Here is a 25,625-nt window from a genome sequence, read left to right as displayed (position 1 = left end):
GGCCTCTAGGCCGCCAGGTCCCGTTCCTCGGACTCCACCGGGCGGCGGGTGCCGGGGACGATCGGGACGTCCGGCGTGGATCGGCGTCGTACGATCCACCCCGCCCTCGGCGACCGCTCCACCGCTCTCGTCAGCGGCGTGAGCAGGGCCATGGCCAGCGGGGACAGCAGCAGCGCGACGGCCGTGCCGAGCGCGAAGCCGCCGACGACGTCCGTCGGATAGTGCACACCCATGTAGACCCGGCAGAACCCCTCCAGCAGCGCGAGACCGATCCCCGCGATGCCGAAGCGGCGGTTGGCGATGAAGAGTCCCACCCCGAGCGCCATCGTGATGGTCGCGTGGTCGCTGACGAAGGAGAAGTCGGTCTTGCCGGGGACGAGGACGTCCAGCCCCTGGTGATCGACGAAGGGGCGGGGGCGTTGCACGAAGCCCCGGATGGGAACGTTGACCAGCACGGCGATGCCGGCCGCGAGCGGGGCCCACACCAGCGCGGCGACGGAGGACGCGGCGTCCTCGCCGCCCCGGCGCCGCACGGACCACCAGCACCACAGCACCAGCAGGACCATGGCGAGCACCAGGCCGTACTCACCCACGAACTCCATGACCCGGTCGAACCAGTGCGGGGCGTCCTTGGCCAGGCCGTTGATGTCGTAGAGCAGGTCGACGTCGGGGTTCGATCCGGATTCGGCGAGTACAGCCATGGTGCTGCGGCCCCTTCGTCGTCTACCGGACGCACCTCGTGTGCGTACGTCAACAGGAACGCACGACCCCCATCCATGCGTTCCACTCTCTACTGAATGATCACTCAGACGTTATCGAAGAGAGACTCATCATCGCAGCTCAGGTGGGTGGTTCACGCACGGTGCACACCCGCTCAAACCGTCGTGGGGAGCGCTTTCGCGCCATCCGCGGTGACTCGGGTGGCGCCGAAGTACTCAGGGGTGTCGATGGGGTCGAACCGGATGACGGCCCCGGTGCGCGGCGCGTCGATCATGTACCCGCCACCCACATAGATACCCACGTGATGGATGGCCCGCGAATCGTTGAGGTCGGTGGAGAAGAACACCAGGTCACCCGGCAGCAGTTGATCCCGCGAGGGATGCGGCCCGGCGTTGTACTGGTCGTTCGCCACCCGCGGCAGCGTGATCCCGACCTGCCCGTACGCGGCCTGCGTCAACCCCGAGCAGTCGAACCGCCCACCCTGCGCGGCGGTCCCCTCCCCGCCCCACAGGTACGGCGTCCCGAGCTTGCCCTGAGCGAACCCGATGGCACCGGCGGCCTGCTGGGTGGGGTTGATCCGGCTGACGGGCGCGGCGAAGGTCCGTTCCAGGGCGCGGATGCTCTTCACGTAGTCCTGCGTCTCGGCCAGTTGGGGGATCCCCTGTGCGTCTATGACCCGGTACGCGCCCGCGTTGTAGGCGGCAAGCATGTTGTTCGTGGTGTCTCCGGGAACGTCCTTCACATACTTCGCGAGGGCGCAGTCGTAGTGCGCGGCCGACGGGATCGCGTCCTTCGGGTTCCAGACGTCACGGCGGCCGTCGCCGTCCCCGTCGACGCCGTACTCGGCCCAGGTGCCGGGGATGAACTGGGCGATCCCCTGGGCATTCGCGTGACTGAGGGCGTCCGGCTGCCACTTGCTCTCCTGGTAGAGCTGAGCGGCCAGCAGGGCCGGGTTGATCGCCGGACAGAGATTGCCCCACTTCTGCACGAGTGCCGTGTACGCCACCGGCACGGTGCCCTTGGCGAGGGCCACGCTGCCCTGGCCGACCCCGTTCACGAGGTTCCCCGCGACCATGTACACGCCGACGACCAGCAGCATCACAAAGCCCAGGCCCGCCGCGACCGCGGCACCGACGGCAACCCACACCTTCCGCATGGCTCAACCTTCCCCCACCACGGCGCCGTTCATCTGTCTGTTCCGGTCATGTTGGCGCGATGTAGCTCACTTGGCGAGGAACCCGTCGCACCCTATGGTCGCGTACTCCTTCGGCTTCGTGACGTGGAGAAAGATGACGGTCCAGTTGCCGAGGGCCTTGGCCACCGGGAACGCGTCCTGGTACTTCGTGCCGTTCGCGTACGCGTGGAAGTCGTCCGGATACGTCAGGGACGTGGCGCCGTTGCTCTTGCCGTCGGAGTAGAGCTTGTACATGTCGATCGGCCGGCTCGTGAACCCCAGATCCACGTTTCCCTCGGCGGAGTTCTCCAAGGCCGCGCCGGTGTCCGGGTCGATGGGGTGCGGCGGCTTCACGGCCACCGAGACGTAGTAGGCCTCACCGGGCTTCGGGGTCGCGAACTTCAGACGCACGTTCAGCTTCAACCGGCCCGACAAGTACGACTCACCGCCGTCCATCGGCGTGACGGAGTACTGCAAGAACTGATTGCGCTCATCGGGCGCCAGGTTGCAGGCGCCGTTCGCCCAGTGGTCATGGGACGGGTTCGTGGGCTGCACGTATCCCGGTGTTCCGGTACCGGAACCTCCGCCACCCGCCGCGGAGGATCCCGAAGCGATGGGCGCCGCCGAGGTGGCGCCCGGCCGCGCGGCCCCGCCCGTCTTCCTGCCGCCCCCGTCCCCTCCGCCGCCCGGAAGAAGCAGCAGAGTCGTGGCCGTCCCGACCCCCACCACGAGGCCCACGGCGACCGCGATCATCCAGGGCGCCGGGCGCCGCCGCGCGGGCTGAGCTGTCGACGGGGCGGCCCATTGGGTGGGCGTATAGCCGTAACCGCCGTGCGGAGAAGAGGCCGTAGGCAGATCGTGCGGCCCGAGGGGTGGTGCCGAGGGCGGTGTCTGGGGCACCGCCTCCCCCAGCGGCGCGAGCCCCCGGTAGAACGTGTCCTCGACGAGTGCTGTACGCACCCCGCATCGCGCGATGACGTCGGTGAGCCCGGGCCGGGCGGCCGGGTCCTTGTCCACGCACGCCCCGATGAGCGCCGCCAGTCCCGGTTCCACACCCGCGAGATCGATGGGTTCGTGTACAGCGCGGTAGCTGACCCCGGCGGGGTCGCCGTTCCCGAAGGGCGCCCGCCCGGTGGCGGCGTACGCGACGGTGGCGCCCAGCGCGAAGACATCGGCCGCCGGTCCGACCTCGTTGCGCATCAGCACTTCGGGGGCGGTGAAGCCGGGCGTGCCGGCCGTGAACCCCGCCTCGGTCAGCGCGGTCTGCCCCACGCCGCGGGCGATGCCGAAGTCGATGAGCTGGGGCCCCTGCGCCGCGAGGATGACGTTCTGCGGCTTCAGGTCCCGGTGGGTGACGCCGTGGGCGTGGACGGCGGCGAGGCCCTCGGCGAGCGCGGCGAACAGCGCCCGGCAGGTCTCGGCGGGCGGCGCCCCGCGCTCCGCGACGGCTTGGGCGAGGGTGGGCCCGGCGACGTACTCGGTGGCCAGCCAATAGGGCGCCGCGTCCAACGAGGCGTCAATCAGGTTGGCGGTGTAGGCACTCCGCACCGTCCGCGCGGTCTCCACCTCGCGCCGGAAACGGGCCAGCGCGTCGGGGTGGTCGGTGATCTCGTCCCGGATCACCTTGATGGCGACCAGCCGTCCGCCCGGCGACCGCCCGAGATAGACCTGCCCCATTCCGCCGGCTCCGAGACGGGCGACCAGCGCGTGCATGCCTATGTGCGAAGGATCCTGAGGTCTGAGTGCGTCCACGGCACAGACCTTGCCACAAAGATCAGTTGGGCGGGTCCGGTCACCGCTCGCTGTTCGCGTCCCGGTAGAGCTCCGCCGCCGCGCCGCCCAGCGCCACGCTGTACGACACGTCGTCGGTGTCGCCGCCCTCCTCGTGGCCGCCGAGGACGCCGACGACCTGGTCGTCGCCGTTGATCCAGGGGCTGCCGCTGGTGCCGGCGGTGAAGGCCGGGCAGTCGATGCGCTGCTGGGTCCTGCTGTGCGCGGTCGGCTTGTTGGTGCAGCGGATGGGCGTCTCGCGGGAGTCGGGGTAGCCGATGAGGGTCACCGCGGTGGCGCCGGTGGCCGTGCCGGTCGCGAAGCCGTTGGCTCCGACCACGTCCTCGATCGGTCTGTCATCCAGGTCGTCGACGGTGACGAAGGCCAGGTCGCTGTCCTCGTCCTCGTCCTTGGACCATCCGTCGGGCAGGTACCGCTTCCCCACCTGCCACACCCCGAACGGCGCCTTCCCGTCCCGGTAGCCCGGCACGAACACCAGCTTGTTCTGGGGGTTGCTCACACAGTGCGCGGCGGTGACGAGGAGGTCGCCCTGGCGGCTGTGCACGACCGAGGCCGTGCAGAAGTGCCCGCCGGCCAGGTGATCGGCCCGGTCCGCGTCGAACAGCGCGCCGACCCGCGCCGTCTGCCGGTTCACGACGACGTCGGCGGTGACCCCGAGCGGCCCCGGCCCGTCGTCGGCGGCCGCCACGGACGCCGAGGTCAGGGCGAGCATCACCACCACTCCGAGCAACGCGGGACGCGAGGTGACGGTGATGCGTGAGATGCGCTTCATCAGTGCTCACTGTCCCCCACGAACGTGAGAATCCCGCTGCGACTTAGCTGAGATTTTCCTGTGAAACCTCCCTACGGCCGCCGGGCTTCGCCGTACGCGGGAAAGTCACCGGTCGCGACGTCGACGCGCAAGGGCTCGGGCAGAGGCACCGGCTCACCGAACTTCCCCGGTAGTACGTCCTGGTAGGCGCCGTTGTCGGGCCCGCTGTGCAAGGCCCACGTGGCGTTGCGCGGGTCGATGACGAGCAGCAGCGGGACACGCGCCACGGCGTACCAGTCGGCCTTGTCGCGGATGTCCCGGGACTTCTCGGAGGAAGAGATGACCTCGACGGCGAGCGCGGCGTCCTCAGAGGCGGCAAGCCAGCTGTCGTCCTCTTCCCATTCCTCGGGGAGAACGATCAGGTCCGGCGTCACATAGTCGTCCGGGTCGTCGGGGAGGGCGATCGATGACACCTCGTACACACCCAGCCCATCAGGCAGGGACGCACCTTCCAGCTGCCGCCGCAACCTCTTCACCACACCCGCGTGCTTGCCACGCGGAGTCGGGGACATCACGAGCTTCCCTCCCACGATCTGCACCCGCAGACCCGTCGCTTCCTCGATCTTCTCCGCGACCTCGCGCAGATTCCCCCGCCGGGGACGCGGGCCGTTCCAGGTGCCGGACGACACGGACATGGCTCGCTGCCTCCGTCCTTCCGCCTCGGTGGCGTTCTCAGCCGGGCGAGCGGGTTCGGTGGGAGGTCCGACGTCCCGCTCGGCTTCGCACCCACGGTACTGGGCAGCCTCCTGCCCTGCCCCCGCCTCGTGCACGCTCATCGTCGCCACGACACCCTCCCTCACCTTTCGAACAGGTAGGATTACATTACGTCACCGCTCTGACAATCCGCCCACAGCAGCTTCCCGCCCCGCGACGCGCCCAGCTCGCGCAGTACGGACACACCCCAGGAGTCGGCGCAGGCCCGCACGAGGTGAAGCCCTCGCCCGCTTTCCGCCTCCTCCGATACGGCCATCGGCGCGGCGTCGGCGGTGAAGCCGGACGGCACGCGCGGGTCCCCGTCCCAGACGCCCACCGTCAGCCGACCCGATTCCCGCCCGAGGAGGCGCAGGGCGTAGGGGCCGGTGGTGTGCAGGTGCGCGTTGGCGAGCAGCTCTGCGGCCACGAGTTCGGCGGTGGGGGTGAGCGAGGAGAGGCCGTGTGCGGCGAGGACGGTGCGGAGGGTCGCCCGGGCGATCCCCGGTGCGCGTGGATCACGGGGAAGGTGGAGGGTGTAGGTCCAGGGCTTGGATACGGTGGGCATCGAAGTCTCCGTTGCGGAAGGGGGGTTGAGGTGCGGTTGTTCGATTGCCCAGTGGCCTGCCACCCCGTCGGGCGGTGCGCTTCTGAGCGAGGGGCCCAGTTGTAAAGTAGCGACACTCGGTAAACCTGTTCACCATTTCTCCGGGATCAGGTTCACTACCACCCATGTGAGTGACAGCAAGGAGGCGACACGCCGGTGCGGAACCCCACTGGTCGCCAACTACGCTTCGGGACCGAGCTGCGCAAACTGCGCGAGCGCGCGGGCCTGAGCGCCACTGAGGCGGGTCAACTTCTCGGCATCAGGCAGACGCAGGTCAGCAACATGGAGGCCGGCCGCGTAGGCGTAAGTCCCGAGCGGGTGCACGCCATTGCCTGCCACTACGACTGCTCCGACAAGCCCCTCATCCAGGCACTCGCGGCCATGACCTCCGAACGCAAACGCGGCTGGTGGGAGCAATACCGCGAGTTGCTCCCGAACTCACTCCTGGATCTGGCCGAACTGGAGCACCATGCCCAGTCGCTACGCGCCAGCACCACGGCCCGTATCCCTGGATTGCTCCAGACGCGCGAGTACGCCCTCGAAATCTTCCGCCAGGCGGTCACCGAACTCTCGCCGCCCGATATTGAGCACCGCCTCTCGTTCCGCATCAAGCGACAGGCGATCCTCTACGACGAGGACGCCCCCACCCCGTACGAGGCGATCGTCCACGAGGCAGCCCTCCGCATGCAGGTCGGCGGCGGGGCGATTACCCGGCAGCAGCTGCAACACCTGCTCGACACGAGTGACCGTGACCACATCACGCTGCGGGCCATCACCTTCGCGGCCGGCGCCTACCCGGGATCCGGTCAGTCGATCTTTTATGCGCACGGCCCAGTACCGCAGCTGGACACCGTCCATCTGGACCAAGCCCACGGTCTCGCGTTCCTCGATGCCGAGGCCCAATTGCACAAATACCGCACCCTCTTCGAGCGAATCGATGCCGTGGCGCTCGCCCCCGAGAAGACCCGAGACCTTGTCCACAACGTGATGCGCGAGCTGTGAAGGAGCGCTCATGAACCCGCAGAACTGGCAGAAGTCGTCCTACTGCTCCGAGGGTGACTCCTGCATCCACATAGCCACCACCCCCGGCACTATCCACCTCACCGAATCCTCCGACCCCACCGGCGCGATCCTCACCACCACTCCCGCCACCTTCGGCGCCCTGCTCACCGCCCTCAAGAAGGAACCGGCCCCCACGGGCCGGGGCGACAACGACGACGCCCCCTTCCGCCTCCGCTCCAAGGACACCGTCGTCACAACGACCCTCCGCAAGTGGAACGCCTTCGTACTCGGCGTACGGGCAGGCGAGTTCGACCATTGCGTGAGGGCATCGGGGAGACCAGGCGACCCTGGAATCGACCGACCACCTGTGCCTACCCACTGAGGCAGGCGCGGTTCAGATACGGGGATTGCGCTCGTAGGAAGGGTGCTCATCGGGGAAGTCGTCCGGGAAGACGTCGCTGACCAGGTCGCCGCGGAGGACCTGCAGGAGGTAGGACTCGACCGGGCCCTCGAAGAGGTCGTAGTCGTTGCCGCGACCTTCCACGATGAGAACGGCCCACCTTCTGGGGTCGGGGTGGGGGATCAGGAAGCAGGCGTCTGCATTGTCCGTTCCGCCCCAGCGGACCAACTGGGCCGTATGTGCGCCACGTTGTTCGAGGAGTTCGCGAATGTGCGGACGGATTTCAAAGAACTTTTCCCCGATTTCTTTCGTCCGGGACACAAGATCGACGTTCTCGTTGTCGGCGCCCGCCCGGTATACACGCAGGAAGTCGTCGAACTTCGCGCCGCCGAACACGTCCAGGAAGCGCATGAAAGCAGACGGGAAAGTGACTCCCAGTGCAGCCTCGGTCCGTTCCCAATCGTTGACGACCATGCCCGCCTCGCCGGTCGCCGGGAGTGCCGCCAGCAGTTCCAGATCCGTCATGAGCTGCCTACTTGTTGATGATGGTTTGGTCAATGTCGAGGCCACCGCCCTTGGCAGTCACGTGAACGCCGGAGGGGATCAGGTCTGTGGGGTTCCTGTAGACAGGCGTCGCCGAGTACTGCACGTCGTGACCGGCGTCGACCACCCTATAGATCTCCTGCTCCAAGTCCTTCATGACCTCGTTGTTTGCCTTGTCGTACATGATCACGATGTTTTCCGGGGCAGCCCCATCACCGCCCAAGGACCTGGCAAGCAGGTGGCCTCGCGTGTGGTCGGCGCCGTCTCCCAGCCAACCCGGCGGCTTGACTCGCCTGCTGGCCTTACTCCCCGTGTTGAGCATCGTTTTGGTGATCGTCGTCTCGACGCCCTGGGCCCGGCCGAGGGAATCGAGCGGCTTACAGTACGGCGGCGGCTGACGTACCGCTCCGTAGCCTCCCTGCCCCGTACGGAGCGCCATGCCCAGGTCATCGGTACTGGCGGCCAACCCACCGGGCAGCGCTACCTGCGGCGCCATACCCGGCACCCGTACTCCACCCAACAGCTCTGTCCACCCACCCGCGTTGCCCACAGCGCGGATCGCTGAACCGGCCCCTCCGAGGAGTCCGCCAGTGATGGCGCCATCCACACCCGCCTCGCGCGCCTCATCGATGCTGAGACCGCCCTTCTGCTCGCCGAGCGCGATGGAGAGGGGCTAGGTGAGGGCGAGGTTCACGGCGATGGATTCGACGCCGGCGAACGCCGCGGTCGCCAGGGTCGTGCCCGCAATGGCGGCGATCTCCTCCGACACCGCGACGCCCAGACCGGCGGCGATGTCCGCGACCGTGGCCGCTGCGGCCGCGGCGGCGTCCGCGGAAAGACTGAAGGTGACGATGGAAAGTGCCCCGCCGACGACGAGCGTGGCGCCGACGATCTCCAGTTCGTGTTCCAGCTTCTTCTTCGCCCCGTGCACGGCGTCCGCGTACGCGTCCAGCGCCTTGGCCATGTCCCGGGCGGCGTCCGCCATGTCCTTCAGCCAGCCGCGCTTGTCGTAGTAGTAGCGACGCCAGAAAGGGTCGTCGAAGGCGGAGATGGCCTCGCCCTTGTTGTGCTCGATGATGGAGCGGGCCGCCTTGTTGGCACCAGAGGTGACATCGTCGACGTCGTCTGCGAAGTCCCGCCACGCCTTCGCGGCATGCCGCAACCCGCCCTCGTCCGCATCCGGCCACCACATGCCGGTCATGTCCTGGACGATCTTGCGGGCCTTGTCGGCGACACTCACCGGCCGTCGCCCTTGGTGCCCTGGTCGACGTGGATACGGCTGAACATGCTGCGGACCAGCTCTTCGTTGTCGATGTGACCGTCCGCCATGTCGACCATGGCCTCACGGATGCTGGCCAGGCCGTCGACCAGGATCTGGGTGGCGCTCTCGATCTGCTTGACGTGCGGGCCGTACGCCCTGTGGAACTTCTCGCCCTGCTCGTCGTCACCCCACGACGACCCGGCCGCGGCGAGCCCGCGTTTCAGTTTGGTGAGAGCGTGTGCGAGAGCAACGCTCTCATGATGGAAGTGGGGCGCTGTCGCCTTGAGGTCTGCGATCTTGATGTCGAGTATCTCGCCACTGTTACCCATGACTTGAGTCCTGCCCTTCCGTCGACCGCCCGGATGTTCGACATTAGCCGTCCATGCACCCTTCACGACTGCGAGCTACATCAAGCCCGGGTAAAGATCAGGTGGGTGTCCGTGAAGTCTCCCGCCCCCCGCCTCGCGCACGCCTGACCGGGGGAGCGTCCGCCCCTGTGCGAGTGATCATTTCCGCGTGTCGACGACCACCGTGATCGTGTGCGCCCCTGGCTGCCTAGGTTGTCGGCCGACCGGTCCGGCCTGCACCTCGCGCGGGGGAGAGAGCGTGGCTCTGTGGTTGCTCAATCATCTCAGCACGCCGGTTCTCACGCTGGTGGTGGTCGGAGGCGTCGTCCTGGTGTCCCTGGCGGGAAACACGCTGGTCCGCCGGAGGTTCCCGGCGGCGACCAGCGGTGAGCACAACGACATGGTGGGCGTGGTGCTCGGCGTGTTCGGCGCGATCTACGGGATCATCCTCGCCTTCGTCATCGTGACGCTGTGGGACCAGCTGGAGGCGGCCGAGACGACGGTTGCCGCGGAGGCCACCGACATGGCGTTGATCGTGCGCGACGCGAACGCCTTCCCGGCCCCCGCACGGGCGCGGCTGGACGCGGTCGTCCACGACTACCTGCACGGCGTGGTGGACAGGCAGTGGCCGCTGATGCGCGAGGGGCACGCGGGGTATGGCGTCACCCAGGCCCGGATCGACAATTTCTTCACGGCGGTGCAGGGGTACGAGCCCACCACCCAGTCCCAGCAGACGTTCTACGGGGAGGTGGTCACCAGGCTGAACGACGTGGCCGCACAACGCCGGGACCGGCTGGACAAGGCTGCGGAGCAGCTGCCGTTGCTGCTGCAGATCCTGGCCTACGGCGGCGCACTGGTCATCATCCCGTTGACCTATCTGTACGGCATCCGGCAACGGGTCATCCAGTCGTTCTTCGTCACATCGGTGGCCGCTCTGATCGCGCTCTGCCTGCTTCTGGTCATCGTGCTCGACCGCCCGTTCTCCGGGGACGTGAGCGTGAGCCCGCAGCCGTACAAGCAAGGCGCACTGGCCCGCTTCTGGGAGAAGAGCGAGAGCCCGCGATGAACTCCAAAGCGCGTTCCCGCGTATCCCTCATAGATGGATTCTTCGGGCTGAATCCGTTGCAGCGGCTGAGCAAGCCGAACCATGTGAAAGGGGATGAGCCGCATGGCACCCCTGGCCCACACCATCCGTACGGCCCTCCGCCCGGCGGCACTCGCCCTCACCGCCACCCTCGTCCTGGCCGCCTGTTCAGGCGGAGCCGGCGGTAGTCACGCGAGCAGCGCGCCGAAGGGCGGAGCGACAGGCACCCGCGTGACCGTCACCGAGACCGAGTACGCACTGAAGCTGTCCCGGTCGTCCTTCACACCGGGCACCTACACCTTCGTCACCGGCAATCACGGCAAGACCACCCACGCCCTGTCGGTCGACGGCCCCGGCGTGGAGGACGCCAGGACCAAGAACATCCAGGGCGGCCAGGAGGCCACGCTGACGGTGACCCTCAAGAAGGGCTCCTACGACCTGTACTGCCCGGTCGACAACCACAAGCAGCTCGGCATGGACCAGCACATCACGGTCGGCTGACCGGCTTCAGCCCCCATGTCACGCCCGTCATCTCCTCCGACAGCGTCCACAGCCGGCGGGCCGAGGCCGGGTCGCTGGCCGCCGCGCTGCGGCCGACCAGGGTCGGGGCACCGCGCATCTCGCCGAGGCCGGCGGGGCCGACGTAGGACGCGCCGGGGAGGTCCTGGCTCGCGGCGTAGAGGGTGGGCTGGGCGCCGGCCGTGTCGCTCTGCGCGACCAGCTTGTTGGCGACCGACATGAGGCCCCTCATCAGGGCGCTCCCGTGGTGGCTCTGGAGGTTGGTGGCCGCGTAGCCGGGGTGAGCGGCGAGAGCGCGGACGGGGGATCCGGCCTCGGTGAGGCGGCGCTGGAGTTCCAGGGTGAACAGGAGGTTCGCCAGCTTGGACTGGGCGTAGGCGCGGGTCGGGGTGTAGCGGCCGCGCAGGTTCACGTCCTCGAAGTGGATCACTCCGTCGCCACCGCGGTGGAGGCCGGAGGCGACCGTCACCACCCGGTCGGTGACGTGCGGCAGCAGCAGGTTGGTCAGCGCGAAGTGCCCGAGGTGGTTCGTGCCGAACTGCATCTCGAAGCCCTGCTTGGTGCGCTGCTCCGGCAGCATCATCACGCCCGCGTTGTTGATCAGCAGGTCCAGCGGGCGGTCCCAGGCGGCCGCGAACTCCCGCACCGAGTCCAGGTCGGCCAGGTCCAGACGGCGCACCTCGGTGCTGCCGGCCACCTTCGCCGCGGCGGCGCCGCCGCGCGCGAGGTCCCGTACGGCGAGCACCACATGCGCTCCGGCCCGGGCGAGCGCCCCGGCCGTGACGAGGCCGAGGCCGCTGTTGGCGCCGGTGACCACGGCCGTACGGCCGGTCAGGTCGGGGAGGTGGGTCGCGTTCCATTTCGTATCAGCCATACCTCGAATGTAGGCATCGACAACAAAGCTGTCAACGACAACATGCCGATACGATGGTGCGCATGCCGCGCCTGTCCTCCGCCCCCGCGAATCGCCCCTACCACCACGGAGACCTGCGCGCCGCCCTGCTCAAGAGCGCCGAGCGCACCCTGCGCGAGAAGGGGGCCGGCGCCCTCTCGCTGCGCGAGCTGGCCCGTGACACCGGCGTGAGCCACGCCGCCCCCGGCCGGCACTTCAAGGACAAGCAGGCCCTGCTCGACGCCCTCGCGCTGGACGGATACGAGCGTCTGAACCGCGCCCTGGGCGCCGCCGCCCTCGACCCCGGCCTCAGCTTCGAGGGGCGGATGGCGGCGCTCGCGCGGGCCTATCTCGGCTTCGCCGTCGAGAATCCGGAGCTGCTGGAGCTGATGTTCGCGCGCAAGCACGCCCCCGAGGACTCGGACAGCTCCGCCCAGCTCGCCGCGGCCGTCGACGAGTCCCTCGGCTCCATCACGCGGATGATCGCGGACGCCCAGGAGCGGGGCGAGATCATCCAGGGCGATCCCGAGCGGATCACGATGGTCGCCGCCGCGAGCCTGCACGGCCTCGCCGCCCTCATCGCCGGCTGCGCCCTGGACGCCGAGGACGCCATGAGCGGCCTGGACGAACACGTGCATCTCCTGCTGCACGGCCTCAAGCCCCGCCGCTGAGCCCCGCCGGGCCCACGGACCCTCCGGCCCGCCGCGAGAAACCTGTGCAGCCGGTCAAGCGGCCCCCAGCACAGCGCCAGCACAGTGCCATTGATCAGTAAGCCGCCGACCCCCTTGAGTAACGCGGAAGTCAGAATTCCGAAAGCCCCTTGTTGTCGCGTACTCAACAAGCGATGGTCGTCGCGGGCCGCCGCCCCCACCGGTCACCCATCGGTGGAACCCCCACACCCGCAGGCCTCTGTCCACCACTTCCAGGAGGCTGTACCTTGCGTACGACCACCCCCAACTCCCCCCATATACGCGGTAGATGGGCCCGGATCGGCTCGGCCGCCATCGGAACCGCCGCGCTCGTCGCCGCCGGACTCGGCACCGCCGCCCACGCCAGCGCGGACACCGCCGGCGCGAGCCACCAGGTGAGCGCCAAGGCCGTCGCCGCCCAGGTCGCCAAGGCCCATGTGCGGTACGAGAAGGCATGCGGCGCCACCCCGAAGAAGGGCTACACCGCCTGCGACGCCCTGCGCGTCACCGGCGGCACCACCGCCTTCATGGAGAAGCAGGCCGCCCTGAAGGGCATCGCGCCGAAGACCGTCTCGCCGAAGGCCTCCTCCGACTCCCCGACCGGCTACGGCCCGAGCGACATCCAGTCGGCGTACGGCCTGACCGGCGCCGCGTCCTCGAACGGCTCGGGCGAGACCGTCGCCATCGTCGACGCCTACGACGACCCGAACGCCGAGGCCGACCTCGCGGCCTACCGGTCGTACTACGGCCTGTCGGACTGCACCACCGACAACGGCTGCTTCACCAAGGTCGGCCAGACCGGCTCCACCACCTCGCTGCCCTCCGCCGACAGCGGCTGGGCCGGTGAGATCTCCCTCGACCTCGACATGGTCAGCGCGACCTGCCCGAACTGCAACATCCTGCTGGTCGAGGCGAAGTCGGCGAGCGACGCCAACCTGGGCACCGCGGTGAACGAGGCGGTCAAGCTGGGCGCCAAGTTCGTCTCCAACTCCTACGGCGGGTCCGAGTCCTCCTCCGACACCACGTACGACTCCTCGTACTACAAGCACCCGGGCGTCGCCATCACCGCCAGCGCGGGCGACGAGGGCTACGGCGCCGAGTACCCGGCCGCCTCCAAGTACGTGACCGCCGTCGGCGGCACCGCCCTGAAGACCTCCTCCAACAGCCGCGGCTGGACCGAGACCGTCTGGAACACCTCCAGCACCGAGGGCACCGGCTCCGGCTGCTCCGCCTACGACGCCAAGCCCAGCTGGCAGACCGACAGCGGCTGCGCCAAGCGCATGATCGCCGACGTGTCCGCCGTCGCCGACCCCGCCACCGGCGTCTCCGTCTACGACACCTACGGCTCCGACGGCACCGGCTGGAACACCTACGGCGGCACCAGCGCCTCCTCCCCGATCATCGCCTCGGTCTACGCCCTCGCCGGCACCCCGGGCAGCAGCGACTACCCGGCCCAGTACCCGTACAACGCGGCCGGCACCTCCGCGCTCAACGACGTGACCAGCGGCAGCAACGGCACCTGCTCCACCTCGTACTTCTGCACCGCCACGTCCGGCTACGACGGCCCGACCGGCTGGGGCACCCCCGAGGGCACCAGCGCCTTCAGCGCGAGCTGACCCCTTACTGACCCTTACCGCCCCTTGAGGATCCACCCCGTCGGGTCACGGGGAGCCGCCGAATGAGGGGGACGTGGGGTTCCCTCGGCGGCATGGAGAGGAAGACGGGCCACGGCAGCCGGCCGCGGCCCGTTTTCCCTGTTCAACTCCCTTGAGAGTCTGTGAGTTGCGCCCACCAAGCCCAGCTGGCAGACGGACACCGGCTGCGCCAAGCGCACGATCGCCGACGTGTCCGCCGTCGGCGACCCCGCCACCGGCGTCTCCGTCTACGACTCCTACGGAGTGACGGCCGGCTGGTACACCTTCGGCGGCACCAGCGCCAGCTCGCCCATCATCGCCGGCGTCTACGCCCTCGCCGGCACCCCGTCGAACGGCAGCCACCCTGCCCAGTTCCCCTACACCGCGGCCGGCACCTCCGCCCTCAACGACGTCACCAGCGGCAACAACGGCTCCTGCACCACCAGCTACCTGTGCACCGCCCGGTCGGGCTACGACGGGCCGACCGACTGGGGGACCCCCGAGGGCACCGCGGCCTTCACCGGCTGACCGCCCCTCACATAGCACGCCCAGGGCCTCGACGGCACCCGCCGCCGGGGTCCTTGGCCATTTTCCGCGCCCCTACCATGAGAACATCGTGACGACACCTCACCCGACCGGCCGTCAGAAACCGTGCCAGGTCGTAAAGGAGGACAACGACGGAACCACACGAAAGGTTCCGGTCGGACCTCGTTGCCCGGGGTGACCTGCCGTGATACACAGAGTGACCGTACGAGCTATTCGTACGAAACCCGCCAGTCAATGACGTCAAGTCGACATGCGTTGGCCACGTTGTCGGCGACAATGAGGCCTGACCTCTGCACACCGCAGGGGGCCCAAACAGAACTACCCACCAGGGGCGGTGACTTACATGCTCTTTGCGGCCGACAAGGGAAACATCAACACCATCATCGGCGGGATCGCTCCGGACTGGGGCCCCTTCGGCAGCCTGGGCAACGAGGCCAAGGTGATGATCGAGGTGGTCATGGCCGTAGCCATCCTCCTCTGCCTCGGCATCGCGGTCTGGGGCGCGGCGAAGCAACGCATCGGCGCCACGGCCCTGCGCGACACCTTCAGCGCGGAACAGGGCAAGGGCCTCATCATCGCCGGCCTGACGGGCGTCTTCATCATCGGCTCCCTCGGCACCCTGTTCACGATCGTGTACGGCATGGCGGTCTAGCTCCCCCTCCCCCCGCCCACCCCCGGCTGAGGTTGCGTCTCCCTGATGCTGATGTCGAGTCACCACACCGCGCCCGCGCGGGAACCAGCGCGGCTACCGTCGTATGCCTACGAGGGTGAGGGAGCGCACACGGCATGAATCCCGGAGACGAACAGCCCTACACCGACTACGGCGACACGGGCCACACCCGCACCCGCCTCCCCGAGAGCGACCCCTACGGCGGCGCCCCCCGCCGCACGCCCCGCCGCTCCTCCTCCCGCAGCCTGGTCACAGTGGTCGGCGTAGTGGTCCTCCTCATCGCAGCCATCGCATTCGCCAACAGAACAGACCACACCACCGACAACGGGTCCACCGCCAAGGACTCCGCCCCCCAGACCTCCGCAACAGCCCCCACAGGCACCCGCCCGGTGCAAACCAAAAACGGCACCATCCCCTCCGGCTTCGCCCATACGGAGCAGGGGGCGCAGTCGGCGGCCTCGAACTACGCGGTGGCGCTGGGGTCCACCGGCATGTTCCAGAAGGACAGCCGCGACAGCCTCCTGCACCTCCTCTACACCTCCGAGGCGGCAGACCGTCTCCAGGGCCCGATGGACCAGGCCTACTCGGCCGGCTTCCTCGCGAAGATGGGCCTCGACACCGCGGGAAACCCGCCGAAGGGCAGTACGTTCGTCTCCCGCGTGGTCCCGGCCGGCACGACGGTGCAGAGCTACACGGACACCGACGCCAAGGTAGCCGTCTGGTACGTCGGGCTCATCGGCATGGCAGGCAGCACCTCGACCGACCCGGTCACCTCGTCCTGGAAGACGTGGACGTTCGATCTGCAGTGGTCCGGCAGCGACTGGAAGATCGTCTCCGACACACAGCAGAACGGCCCCGCACCGGTACCCGGTGACGACAAGGCCGCCACCTCCGACGAGATCAGCAAGGCCACCGAAGAGTACGGAGGGTTCACGTATGCCCGGTAACCCGCAACGTGCACTCAAGCTCGCCGGAGTCGTGACGGCCGTCCAGACCACGGCCGTGCTGCTGGCCACGCGCGCCTTCGCCGCGCCCTCACCCACCCCCACCGGCAGCCCGTCGCCCTCACCGTCGAAGAGCAGGTACAACTGCGACGTCATCTCCGGCGAAGCCAAGAAGTACTGCGAACGCGGCAACACCTCCAGCGGACCGGGCGGTGCCAACACCCCGGACACCTCCACCCAGGATCCGCTCTCCTCCCTGGCCAAAGGCTGCGCCGAAGCCGCCTCCTGGACCATCGACAAGCTCAGCAAAGCCGTGAAGGAGACTGCCAACGTCGACTTCACCAACCCCAGGTTCCTGCAGCAGTACGCCGTCGTGTTCGCGGCGTCCACGGTCCTCACGCTGCTGCTGTGGCTGCTGGCCGTGGCCAAGCGAGCCGTACGCGGCGTGCCGCTCACGACCGCCATCTCGGAAGCCGTCGCCTTCCTGTGGCTCACCGTGCTCGCCTCCGCCTTCACCCCCCTGATCCTGTACACCGTCGTCTCCGCGACGGACAGCATCACCGACGTCCTCGCCAAGGCCACCGGCGACCAGGCCGACACGTTCTTCGGCACCTTCTCCGGCGCCCTCGCCAAGGGCACCGACGTCGGCGGCGGCCCGATCATGCTGATCGTCGTCTCCCTGGTCAGCATCCTCGCCGCCGGCGTCCTCTGGCTGGAGCTGGTCATCCGCGCCGCGCTCCTCTACGTCGGTGCCCTCCTCGGCACCGTCGTCTACGCGGGACTAGTCGACAAGAACCTGTGGGGACACGTCCGGCGCTGGGCCGGCATCATGATCGCGGTCATCCTCGTGAAACCCGTGATCGTGATCGTGCTCGGGCTCGCCGGCGCCCTGTCCTCCGGCAAGGGCCCCGACTCCTTCTCCGCCGTCGTCTCCGGCCTCGCCATCATCCTGCTCGCCATCTTCGCCAGCGCGATGATCTACCGCTTCGTCCCCGGCTTCGGCGACGAGATCGCGAACGGCCGCAACAACCGCATCATGCAGGGCGCCGAACGCAAGGCCGCCGCCGTCATCAGCTCCCCCGCCACCCTCGTCGCCCAGGGCATCAAGACCCACAGCTCCCGCGCCGGCAGCAACGGAGGCGGAGGAGCAGGGGGACAGAGCAGCAGCACGCCCCGCCCGGCCAACCCCGCCACCGGCGGCGTCGCCGCCCACAGCAGCCGCACCCCCGCCGGGGGCGGCGGAGCCGTCCCCTCCGCGACGCCCGCACCCCGCGCGCCCAGCCCCGCCAACACCCCGCACGCCAGCAACACCCGCAACATCAACCGCACGGGAGGTGAAGGGCGTTGACGACCGAGTCCCACCTGTCCCATCCGGTCACGCCCCGCCGTACATATCTCATCGGCCGCGCCCGGCCGAACGCGATCGTCGGCCGGAACCGCGAGTCCGGCGAGATCGCGCTGATCATCGCCGGCGCGTTCCTCGGCATGATGTGCGGCCTCCTCGTCCCGGTCCTCTCCGCACGGATCGTTCTGCTGATGGGCTTCCCGCTGCTCGCGCTCGGCGCGGTCTACGTGCCGTACAAGCACCGGACGTTCTACAAGTGGTTCGAGATCAACCGCAGCTACAAACGGACCGTCAAGGGCGGCAGCGCCGTCTACCGGTCCGACGTCATGGAGGCCGGGACGAGGCTCGACGGACGGGAGGTCGAAATCGGGCCGCCGCCCGGGATCGGGCGCATCACCTGGCTCGCCGCACCGTTCGGCCCGGACGAGATCGCCGTACTGCTGCACGCCGACCGCAAGACCGTCACCGCCGCCATCGAGATCGAGGGCCCCGGCGTCGGCCTGCGCGACTCCGAGGACCAGGAGGCCCTGGTCGACCGGTTCGGCACCCTGCTCAAGCATGTCGCCAACGGCGACGGCTTCGTCACCCGGCTGCAGATGCTCGCCCGCACCCTGCCCGCCGACCCCGACGCACACGCCAAGGACGTCGCCCTGCGCGGCGACGGCCGCTCCCTCGAGTGGCTCCAGCGGTCCTACGACCAGCTCCAGTCCATGGTGTCCACCAGCAGCGAGCAGCACCGCGCCTACCTCGTCGCCTGTATGCCCTACACGCGCGAGCTGGCCGCCGAGGCCAATGCCATGGCCCGTGCCGTCCGCGCCCAGGGCAGCAAGGTCGACCGGGACGCCGGGCTCGCCGTCGTCATGGCCCGCGAGCTGACCGACATCTGCTCGCGGCTCCAGGAAGCCGACATCCGGGTACGGCAGCCGCTCGGCCAGGGCCGGCTCGCCTCCCTCATCCACTCCATGTACGACCCCGACCACCCCATCGACCACATCCAGGCGATGACCCAGCGCAACGCCTGGCCGGCCGAGCTGGACGCCATGGAGCCCACCTACCTCCAGGCCAAGACCCGCGAGTCCTACACCCGCGCCCCCTGGTGCCACGCCACGGCCTGGGTGAAGGAGTGGCCGATGACCCCGGTGGGCGTGAACTTCCTGGCGCCCCTCCTCGTCCACACCCCCGACGTCATCCGAACGGTCGCCGTGACGATGGATCTCGAACCCACCGAGGTAGCCATCGAACGCATGTTGACCGAGAAGACCAACGACGAGGCCGAGGCCTCCCGCGCCGCCAAGATGAACCGGACCGTCGACCCCCGCGACGTCGCCGCGCACCACCGCCTCGACCAGCGCGGCGAGGACCTCGCCAGCGGCGCCGCCGGCGTCAACCTCGTCGGCTACATCACCGTCTCCTCCCGCACCCCGGAGGCCCTCGCCCGCGACAAGCGCACGATAAGGGCCTCCGCCGGCAAGTCGTACCTCAAGCTGGAATGGTGCGACCGAGAGCACCACCGCGCCTTCGTGAACACACTTCCCTTCGCCACCGGCATCCGACGGTAGGGGCTGATTCACCGATGCGGGATCCGCTGTCCGTCCTCACCGACGCCTTCACCTCCTTCCTGTTCGGGAAGGTCGAGACGACCAGGCTGCCGGTCCGCACCTCCACGGGCCAGGCCCAGGCGGTCTACCTACCCACGGCCGCGCCCGGCCTCGGCGACTCCGGCGTCATCATCGGCCGCGAGGTGTACTCCGGAAAGGGCTACATCTACGACCCCTTCCAGCTGTACGGCCAGCAGCTCCCGGCCCCGCACTGGCTCGTCCTCGGCGAGTCCGGCAACGGCAAGTCGGCGCTGGAGAAGACGTACGTCCTGCGCCAGCTGCGCTTCAAGGACCGCCAGGTCGTCGTCCTGGACGCCCAGGGCGAGGACGGCGTCGGCGAATGGAACCTCATCGCGCAGGAGCTGGGGATAACACCCATCCGGCTGGACCCGACGGCCGCCCTGGACCACGGGATCCGCCTGAACCCGCTGGACCCGGCCATCACGACCACGGGCCAGCTCGCGCTGCTGCGCACGATCATCGAGGTCGCGATGGGCCACGGCCTCGACGAACGCTCCGGCTTCGCCCTGAAGGTCGCCCACTCCTACGTCAACGAGTCGATCCTGGACCGCCAGCCGGTCCTCTCCGACATCGTCGAGCAGCTACGGCACCCCGAGCCGGAGTCGGCCGAGGCGATGAACGTCGCCATAGACGACGTACGCGCCTGGGGACTCGATGTCGCGCTCGTACTGGACCGGCTGGTCGACGGTGACCTGCGCGGCATGTTCGACGGCCCGACCACGGTCGGCATCGACCTCGACGCCCCCCTCATCGTCTTCGACCTGTCCCACATCGACCGCAACTCCATCGCCATGCCCATCCTCATGGCGATCGTCGGCGTGTGGCTGGAGCACACCTGGATCCGCCCCGACCGGAAGAAGCGCATCTTCCTGGTCGAGGAGGCCTGGCACATCATCAACAGCCCCTTCGTGGCCCAGCTGTTCCAGCGCCTGCTCAAGTTCGGCCGCCGGCTCGGCCTGTCCTTCGTCGCGGTCGTCCACCACCTCTCCGACGTGGTCGACGGCGCCGCGGCGAAGGAAGCGGCCGCGATCCTCAAGATGGCGTCCACACGGACGATCTACGCCCAGAAGGCGGACGAGGCACGGGCCACCGGCCGGGTGCTGGGTTTGCCGAGGTGGGCGGTGGAAATCATCCCGACGCTGACGCCCGGCATCGCCGTCTGGGACGTCAACGGCAATGTCCAGGTGGTCAAACACCTGGTCACGGAGACGGAACGCCCACTGGTCTTCACCGACCGCGCGATGACCGAGTCCTCCAGCGACCTGACGGCCGACGACGCCCTGCGCGCCGCCGAGCTGGAGGCCGAGCAGCGGGCGGCGGCCTTCGTGGAACAGCATCTGGGCGACTCCGAGTCGACGGTGGCGTAGGGGTCAGGGGAGGAACGGGTGAGACCGGACGCTCGCGAGCGCCACAGGGACCGCCGGGACGGCCAGGGCGGCATCCCCGACGGCCTCCTGATCGGCATCGTCGCGCTCCTCATCAGCGTGACCGTGCTGGTGTGGACGGCCACGGGCCTCGCGGCCCTGTTCGCCAAGGGCGCCTGGCCCGACGCCGTCACCCTCCCCCACGCCCCGCTGGCCATACGTCATCTGATCGGCAAGCCACATGACATCACCGGCGCCTGGCCGGACACCCCCGCGTCCCAACTGTCCGGCTGGGGCCTGGTCTGGGGCCTGTTCATCGGCCAGCTGATGGTCCTGTTCGTCCTCACCGTGTTCGTGATGGGAGCGGCGGCGCGCTGGCGGGCGGAGAGGGCCAAGCGGGCACCGTACGCCCAGGGTGCGATGCAGCCGACTTCACCGGCACAGCCGACTTCACCGACGTCGCCGGCCGAACAGCGGTACGAGGTGCCGCTGCCGCGACGGGAGCCGGAACCCCAGCCAGAGTCGGAGCCGGAGCCCACGGAAACCTTCCAGGAGGCGGTCCCGCAGGTGCCGTTGCCCAGCCTTCCCGCCGACGGTGAGCGGGTGGGCAGCCGGGAGAGAATCCTCATCGCGCCCAGGGAAGGCCGCCGGACAAGCGCGACCCAGGCGATCCGCGACGCGGAGGGCCCCACCCTCGTCGTCACCTCGAACCCCGCCCTCTGGGCGGAAACCAAGGACGCCAGAGCCAAACTCGGCCCCACCCACCTCTACGACCCCACCCACCTCTGCGACACCCCGGCCCGCCTCCACTGGTCCCCCACGATCGACTGCGAGGACAAACAGACCGCACTGAGCAGGGCCACCGCTCTCCTCGCCCCCGTTCGGCCCACGGCCAAGCTCGACCAAGCCGTGGCGGACACCGCATTGACGCTCCTGCGCAGCTACCTGCACGCCGCCGCCCTGGACAACCGCACCATCCGCCACGTCCACCGCTGGTCCCAGGGCACCCAGGTCCAGGACGCCGTACGCACCCTCCGCACCCACCCCAAGGCGGCCCCCGGCGCCGCCGGCGAACTAGAGGCCGCGCTCACCGCACACCCCGAACGCCGGGACATCGCCCAGGAACTGACCGGCCGTGCGCTGTCCGCCCTGTCCACGGTCAACATCCGCGAGGCCTGCACCCCAAACCGAACTGATGCGCTCAGCCTGGATTCCTTCGTCCATGAAGGGGGCACGCTTTATGTGGTCGGTGAATCCAACGAGGACCCCAAGAGCAATCCCGGCGCGATGCCCCTGCTGACGGCCCTCGTCTCAAGCGTGGTCGAGCGCGGCCGGCGCATGGCCGAACGGTCATCCTCCGGTCGGCTCGACCCACCACTGACCCTGATCCTGGACGACATCGCGGCCGTGGCCCCGTTCCCCCAGCTCCCGGACCTCCTCACCACCGGCTACGACCAGGGCCTGCACACCCTCGCCCTGCTCCGCTCCCGCGAACAGGCCCGCTCCCGCTGGCCCCACCAGGAACTGCCGGTCTAGGAGAGCCACTCCAGCACGAACTCCAGCTCGTTCTCCGCCTCGTCCTTGATGAACGGCACGACCACTCCGCTCGGCACGAACCCCGCCTTGATGTACGCCCCCCGGGCCCGCGCGTTGTCCTCGTGCACCAGCAGCCGCACCCGCTGCGCGCCCCGTTCCCGCGCCCACGCCACACCGGCGTCGAACAGCGACTTCAGCAGCCCGTTCCCGCGGTGCTCAGGCCGGACGAACACCCCCACCACATGCCCCTGCCTGCCCTCGACGGGATACCCCGCCCAGTCCTTCGTCCCGGCCTCCTCGATGAGTACGGTGACCGAGCCGGCCCAGCTGCCGTCGGGCGCCTCGGCGATGAACTGCCGGGCCGCCATGGACCCCTCACCGGATCCGACGGCCCGGTCCTGCCAGAAGGCGTCCACCCGGGCCGCGGCCTCCTCGTACGTCTCCAGGAAGGCGAGGTGCGCGACCGGATCCCGCAGCGCGTCCAGCCGCAGCTGCTTCACGCGGGGCCAGTCCTCGGGTCGTATGGCGCGGATGACGTAGTCACCGCTGGTCGGGGCGCTCACGGGCTCACTCATGGGGTCACCGTAGTGCTCACTGTGGTCAGCGGCATCCCATATTGTGGACGCCATGACAAATCTGCCAGAACGGCCGAACACCGCTGTCCTCGTCATCGACGTACAGAAGGGCGTGGTGGTGCCGAGTTCCGCGAACCGCGACGGCGTCATCGCCAATATCAACACCCTGATCGACAAGGCCCGTGCGGCGGACGTGCCGGTGGTCTGGGTACAGCACCAGGACGAGGAGCTGGTGGCCGGCACCGAGGCATGGGAGTACGTCCCTGAGCTGAAGCGACTCGACTCCGAGCCCCTCGTCGCCAAGAGCTACGGGGACTCCTTCGAGGACACCGACCTGGAATCCGTCCTGGCCGAGCTTGGCGTGGGCCGGCTCGTCGTCACGGGCTCCCAGACCGACTTCTGCATCCGCTCGACCCTGCACGGCGCCCTGGTACGCGGCTACGACGCGACGCTGGTGGCCGACGCCCACACGACGGAGGATCTCACCGAGCACGGCGCACCGGCCCCCGAGCAGGTCGTCGCCCACACCAACCTCTACTGGAGCGGCCAGCGCGCACCCGGCAGGCGGGGCGGCACGATGAACACGGCGGACGTCACTTTCTAAGACTGCTAAAACCCTGAAACTCTTCTGAACGCAGAAAACCCCCGCACCGTTCCCTGTGCGGGGGTTTTCTTAAAATTTGTTCGGCGGCGTCCTACTCTCCCACAGGGTCCCCCCTGCAGTACCATCGGCGCTGTGAGGCTTAGCTTCCGGGTTCGGAATGTAACCGGGCGTTTCCCTCACGCTATGACCACCGAAACACTATGAAACTGTCGAACCTTTGCCGCACCACGCTCTGTGAAACGTGGGGCTGTTCGTGGTTTCAGAACCAACACAGTGGACGCGAGCAACTGAGGACAAGCCCTCGGCCTATTAGTACCGGTCACCTCCACCAGTTACCTGGCTTCCAGATCCGGCCTATCAACCCAGTCGTCTACTGGGAGCCTTACCCCATCAAGTGGGTGGGAGTCCTCATCTCGAAGCAGGCTTCCCGCTTAGATGCTTTCAGCGGTTATCCCTCCCGAACGTAGCCAACCAGCCATGCCCTTGGCAGAACAACTGGCACACCAGAGGTTCGTCCGTCCCGGTCCTCTCGTACTAGGGACAGCCCTTCTCAAGACTCCTACGCGCACAGCGGATAGGGACCGAACTGTCTCACGACGTTCTAAACCCAGCTCGCGTACCGCTTTAATGGGCGAACAGCCCAACCCTTGGGACCGACTCCAGCCCCAGGATGCGACGAGCCGACATCGAGGTGCCAAACCATCCCGTCGATATGGACTCTTGGGGAAGATCAGCCTGTTATCCCCGGGGTACCTTTTATCCGTTGAGCGACGGCGCTTCCACAAGCCACCGCCGGATCACTAGTCCCGACTTTCGTCCCTGCTCGACCCGTCGGTCTCACAGTCAAGCTCCCTTGTGCACTTACACTCAACACCTGATTGCCAACCAGGCTGAGGGAACCTTTGGGCGCCTCCGTTACTCTTTAGGAGGCAACCGCCCCAGTTAAACTACCCATCAGACACTGTCCCTGATCCGGATCACGGACCCAGGTTAGACATCCAGCACGACCAGACTGGTATTTCAACGACGACTCCACAAACACTGGCGTGCCTGCTTCAAAGTCTCCCAGCTATCCTACACAAGCCGAACCGAACACCAATATCAAACTGTAGTAAAGGTCCCGGGGTCTTTCCGTCCTGCTGCGCGAAACGAGCATCTTTACTCGTAGTGCAATTTCACCGGGCCTATGGTTGAGACAGTCGAGAAGTCGTTACGCCATTCGTGCAGGTCGGAACTTACCCGACAAGGAATTTCGCTACCTTAGGATGGTTATAGTTACCACCGCCGTTTACTGGCGCTTAAGTTCTCAGCTTCGCCCCACCGAAATGGAGCTAACCGGTCCCCTTAACGTTCCAGCACCGGGCAGGCGTCAGTCCGTATACATCGCCTTACGGCTTCGCACGGACCTGTGTTTTTAGTAAACAGTCGCTTCTCGCTGGTCTCTGCGGCCACCCCCAGCTCAGGATGTAAAACCCCTCACCAGGAATGGCCCCCCTTCTCCCGAAGTTACGGGGGCATTTTGCCGAGTTCCTTAACCATAGTTCACCCGAACGCCTCGGTATTCTCTACCTGACCACCTGAGTCGGTTTAGGGTACGGGCCGCCATGAAACTCGCTAGAGGCTTTTCTCGACAGCATAGGATCATCCACTTCACCACAATCGGCTCGGCATCAGGTCTCAGACACATGAGCGGCGGATTTGCCTACCACTCGTCCTACACCCTTACCCCGGGACAACCACCGCCCGGGATGGACTACCTTCCTGCGTCACCCCATCACTCACCTACTACCAGCTCGGGTCACCGGCTCCACCACTTTCCATTCCCCGAAGGGTCCGGAACGGCTTCACGGGCTTAGCATCACTGGATTCAATGTTTGACGCTTCACAGCGGGTACCGGAATATCAACCGGTTATCCATCGACTACGCCTGTCGGCCTCGCCTTAGGTCCCGACTTACCCTGGGCAGATCAGCTTGACCCAGGAACCCTTAGTCAATCGGCGCACACGTTTCTCACGTGTGAATCGCTACTCATGCCTGCATTCTCACTCGTCAACCGTCCACGACTACCTTCCAGTGCCGCTTCACCCGGCAGACGACGCTCCCCTACCCATCACAGCACCCGTTGGGGCTATATGCTGCAATGACACGACTTCGGCGGTACGCTTGAGCCCCGCTACATTGTCGGCGCGGAATCACTAGACCAGTGAGCTATTACGCACTCTTTCAAGGGTGGCTGCTTCTAAGCCAACCTCCTGGT

General features: G+C 67.9%; 25 protein-coding genes, 2 rRNA genes and 1 pseudogene. 14 read left to right on the top strand and 14 right to left on the bottom strand.

Annotation, left to right across the window (positions count from 1 at the left end; all coding sequences use genetic code 11):
- Window positions 1-5 precede the first annotated feature (5 nt).
- The 6 genes from AB0L75_RS07255 to AB0L75_RS07230 form a co-directional block, all read right to left on the bottom strand.
- Entirely contained in the window at window positions 6-701 is a 696-nt protein-coding gene (locus tag AB0L75_RS07255) for a phosphatase PAP2 family protein (protein ID WP_365176543.1), read from the bottom strand.
- Between the two features lie 173 nt (window positions 702-874).
- A complete protein-coding gene (locus tag AB0L75_RS07250) occupies window positions 875-1,876 on the bottom strand; it encodes a bifunctional lytic transglycosylase/C40 family peptidase (protein WP_365176541.1) in 1,002 nt (333 codons plus the stop codon).
- A 66-nt stretch (window positions 1,877-1,942) separates the two neighbouring features.
- Window positions 1,943-3,646, bottom strand: a complete 1,704-nt coding sequence (locus AB0L75_RS07245; RefSeq protein WP_365176539.1) for a serine/threonine-protein kinase — start codon at window positions 3,644-3,646, stop codon at window positions 1,943-1,945.
- A 40-nt stretch (window positions 3,647-3,686) separates the two neighbouring features.
- Window positions 3,687-4,457 carry a serine protease gene (locus tag AB0L75_RS07240; RefSeq protein WP_365176537.1) on the bottom strand — a complete coding sequence of 257 codons (771 nt, stop codon included), beginning with the start codon at window positions 4,455-4,457 and terminating at the stop codon, window positions 3,687-3,689.
- A 71-nt stretch (window positions 4,458-4,528) separates the two neighbouring features.
- Window positions 4,529-5,131 carry a Uma2 family endonuclease gene (locus AB0L75_RS07235; protein ID WP_365176535.1) on the bottom strand — a complete coding sequence of 201 codons (603 nt, stop codon included), beginning with the start codon at window positions 5,129-5,131 and terminating at the stop codon, window positions 4,529-4,531.
- Window positions 5,132-5,313: 182 nt separating this feature from the next.
- Window positions 5,314-5,754 (bottom strand): ATP-binding protein, encoded by a 441-nt coding sequence (locus tag AB0L75_RS07230; RefSeq protein ID WP_365176533.1) that lies wholly within the window; start codon window positions 5,752-5,754, stop codon window positions 5,314-5,316.
- Window positions 5,755-5,949: 195 nt separating this feature from the next.
- On the opposite strand from AB0L75_RS07230, the gene AB0L75_RS07225 reads away from it, so the two are divergent.
- Window positions 5,950-6,795 (top strand): helix-turn-helix transcriptional regulator, encoded by an 846-nt coding sequence (locus AB0L75_RS07225; RefSeq protein ID WP_365176531.1) that lies wholly within the window; start codon window positions 5,950-5,952, stop codon window positions 6,793-6,795.
- Window positions 6,796-6,805: 10 nt separating this feature from the next.
- Entirely contained in the window at window positions 6,806-7,177 is a 372-nt protein-coding gene (locus AB0L75_RS07220; RefSeq protein ID WP_365176529.1) for a DUF397 domain-containing protein, read from the top strand.
- A 12-nt stretch (window positions 7,178-7,189) separates the two neighbouring features.
- Here the strand turns inward: AB0L75_RS07220 and AB0L75_RS07215 are convergent, their stop codons facing one another.
- The 4 genes from AB0L75_RS07215 to AB0L75_RS07200 all read right to left on the bottom strand — a co-directional run bounded on the left by AB0L75_RS07215 (window position 7,190) and on the right by AB0L75_RS07200 (window position 9,328).
- Window positions 7,190-7,720, bottom strand: coding sequence for a hypothetical protein (locus AB0L75_RS07215; RefSeq protein ID WP_365176527.1), 531 nt, complete (start codon window positions 7,718-7,720; stop codon window positions 7,190-7,192).
- A gap of 7 nt (window positions 7,721-7,727) precedes the next feature.
- Window positions 7,728-8,177, bottom strand: coding sequence for a DNA/RNA non-specific endonuclease (locus AB0L75_RS07210; protein WP_365176525.1), 450 nt, complete (start codon window positions 8,175-8,177; stop codon window positions 7,728-7,730).
- Between the two features lie 234 nt (window positions 8,178-8,411).
- Window positions 8,412-8,978 carry a hypothetical protein gene (locus AB0L75_RS07205; RefSeq protein WP_365176523.1) on the bottom strand — a complete coding sequence of 189 codons (567 nt, stop codon included), beginning with the start codon at window positions 8,976-8,978 and terminating at the stop codon, window positions 8,412-8,414.
- Window positions 8,975-9,328: a hypothetical protein gene (locus AB0L75_RS07200; protein ID WP_365176521.1), complete on the bottom strand. Its 354-nt coding sequence runs from the start codon at window positions 9,326-9,328 to the stop codon at window positions 8,975-8,977. The genes AB0L75_RS07205 and AB0L75_RS07200 overlap by 4 nt, the downstream gene beginning before the upstream one ends.
- A gap of 277 nt (window positions 9,329-9,605) precedes the next feature.
- Between AB0L75_RS07200 and AB0L75_RS07195 the strand changes: the two genes are divergently transcribed.
- Both AB0L75_RS07195 and AB0L75_RS07190 read left to right on the top strand, forming a co-directional pair.
- Window positions 9,606-10,412, top strand: a complete 807-nt coding sequence (locus AB0L75_RS07195) for a DUF4239 domain-containing protein (protein ID WP_365176519.1) — start codon at window positions 9,606-9,608, stop codon at window positions 10,410-10,412.
- A 102-nt stretch (window positions 10,413-10,514) separates the two neighbouring features.
- Entirely contained in the window at window positions 10,515-10,931 is a 417-nt protein-coding gene (locus AB0L75_RS07190; RefSeq protein ID WP_365176517.1) for a copper-binding protein, read from the top strand.
- Here AB0L75_RS07190 and AB0L75_RS07185 read toward each other — a convergent pair.
- Window positions 10,918-11,823 (bottom strand): oxidoreductase, encoded by a 906-nt coding sequence (locus AB0L75_RS07185; protein ID WP_365176515.1) that lies wholly within the window; start codon window positions 11,821-11,823, stop codon window positions 10,918-10,920. The two genes, AB0L75_RS07190 and AB0L75_RS07185, sit on opposite strands and share 14 nt — an antisense overlap.
- Window positions 11,824-11,885: 62 nt before the next feature.
- Between AB0L75_RS07185 and AB0L75_RS07180 the strand changes: the two genes are divergently transcribed.
- From AB0L75_RS07180 to AB0L75_RS07140, 9 genes and pseudogenes are all read left to right on the top strand, one after another.
- Window positions 11,886-12,512 carry a TetR/AcrR family transcriptional regulator gene (locus tag AB0L75_RS07180; RefSeq protein ID WP_365176513.1) on the top strand — a complete coding sequence of 209 codons (627 nt, stop codon included), beginning with the start codon at window positions 11,886-11,888 and terminating at the stop codon, window positions 12,510-12,512.
- 266 nt (window positions 12,513-12,778) lie between these two features.
- Complete coding sequence (locus AB0L75_RS07175; protein WP_365176511.1) at window positions 12,779-14,146, top strand: S53 family peptidase; 1,368 nt, start codon at window positions 12,779-12,781, stop codon at window positions 14,144-14,146.
- 177 nt (window positions 14,147-14,323) lie between these two features.
- A pseudogene (locus AB0L75_RS07170) lies at window positions 14,324-14,692 on the top strand (peptidase S8); the annotation flags it as partial.
- 361 nt (window positions 14,693-15,053) lie between these two features.
- A complete protein-coding gene (locus tag AB0L75_RS07165) occupies window positions 15,054-15,362 on the top strand; it encodes a hypothetical protein (protein WP_351213614.1) in 309 nt (102 codons plus the stop codon).
- 134 nt (window positions 15,363-15,496) lie between these two features.
- Entirely contained in the window at window positions 15,497-16,327 is an 831-nt protein-coding gene (locus AB0L75_RS07160; RefSeq protein ID WP_365176509.1) for a hypothetical protein, read from the top strand.
- Entirely contained in the window at window positions 16,317-17,672 is a 1,356-nt protein-coding gene (locus AB0L75_RS07155) for a hypothetical protein (RefSeq protein ID WP_365176507.1), read from the top strand. Before AB0L75_RS07160 ends, AB0L75_RS07155 begins: the two co-directional genes overlap by 11 nt.
- Window positions 17,669-19,228 carry an SCO6880 family protein gene (locus AB0L75_RS07150; protein WP_365176505.1) on the top strand — a complete coding sequence of 520 codons (1,560 nt, stop codon included), beginning with the start codon at window positions 17,669-17,671 and terminating at the stop codon, window positions 19,226-19,228. The genes AB0L75_RS07155 and AB0L75_RS07150 overlap by 4 nt, the downstream gene beginning before the upstream one ends.
- A 14-nt stretch (window positions 19,229-19,242) precedes the next feature.
- The gene (locus tag AB0L75_RS07145) at window positions 19,243-20,655 is read left to right on the top strand and encodes an ATP-binding protein (RefSeq protein ID WP_365176503.1); all 1,413 of its coding nucleotides are present in this window, start codon (window positions 19,243-19,245) and stop codon (window positions 20,653-20,655) included.
- An 18-nt stretch (window positions 20,656-20,673) separates the two neighbouring features.
- Window positions 20,674-22,188: a type IV secretory system conjugative DNA transfer family protein gene (locus tag AB0L75_RS07140; RefSeq protein ID WP_365176501.1), complete on the top strand. Its 1,515-nt coding sequence runs from the start codon at window positions 20,674-20,676 to the stop codon at window positions 22,186-22,188.
- Here the strand turns inward: AB0L75_RS07140 and AB0L75_RS07135 are convergent.
- Window positions 22,185-22,763 carry a GNAT family N-acetyltransferase gene (locus AB0L75_RS07135; protein ID WP_365176499.1) on the bottom strand — a complete coding sequence of 193 codons (579 nt, stop codon included), beginning with the start codon at window positions 22,761-22,763 and terminating at the stop codon, window positions 22,185-22,187. The genes AB0L75_RS07140 and AB0L75_RS07135 overlap by 4 nt on opposite strands.
- A 52-nt stretch (window positions 22,764-22,815) precedes the next feature.
- On the opposite strand from AB0L75_RS07135, the gene AB0L75_RS07130 reads away from it, so the two are divergent.
- Window positions 22,816-23,367 (top strand): cysteine hydrolase family protein, encoded by a 552-nt coding sequence (locus tag AB0L75_RS07130; RefSeq protein WP_365176497.1) that lies wholly within the window; start codon window positions 22,816-22,818, stop codon window positions 23,365-23,367.
- 78 nt (window positions 23,368-23,445) lie between these two features.
- Here AB0L75_RS07130 and rrf read toward each other — a convergent pair.
- A 5S ribosomal RNA gene (gene rrf, locus AB0L75_RS07125) occupies window positions 23,446-23,562 on the bottom strand.
- Window positions 23,563-23,656: 94 nt separating this feature from the next.
- Window positions 23,657-25,625 (bottom strand): 23S ribosomal RNA (locus tag AB0L75_RS07120); the annotation flags it as partial.

Origin of the sequence: Streptomyces sp. NPDC052101, from assembly GCF_040680235.1 — a bacterium.
GTDB lineage: Bacteria > Actinomycetota > Actinomycetes > Streptomycetales > Streptomycetaceae > Streptomyces.
The sequence above is the reverse complement of the archived record's forward strand: the minus strand, read 5'-3'. Positions and strand labels throughout refer to the sequence as shown.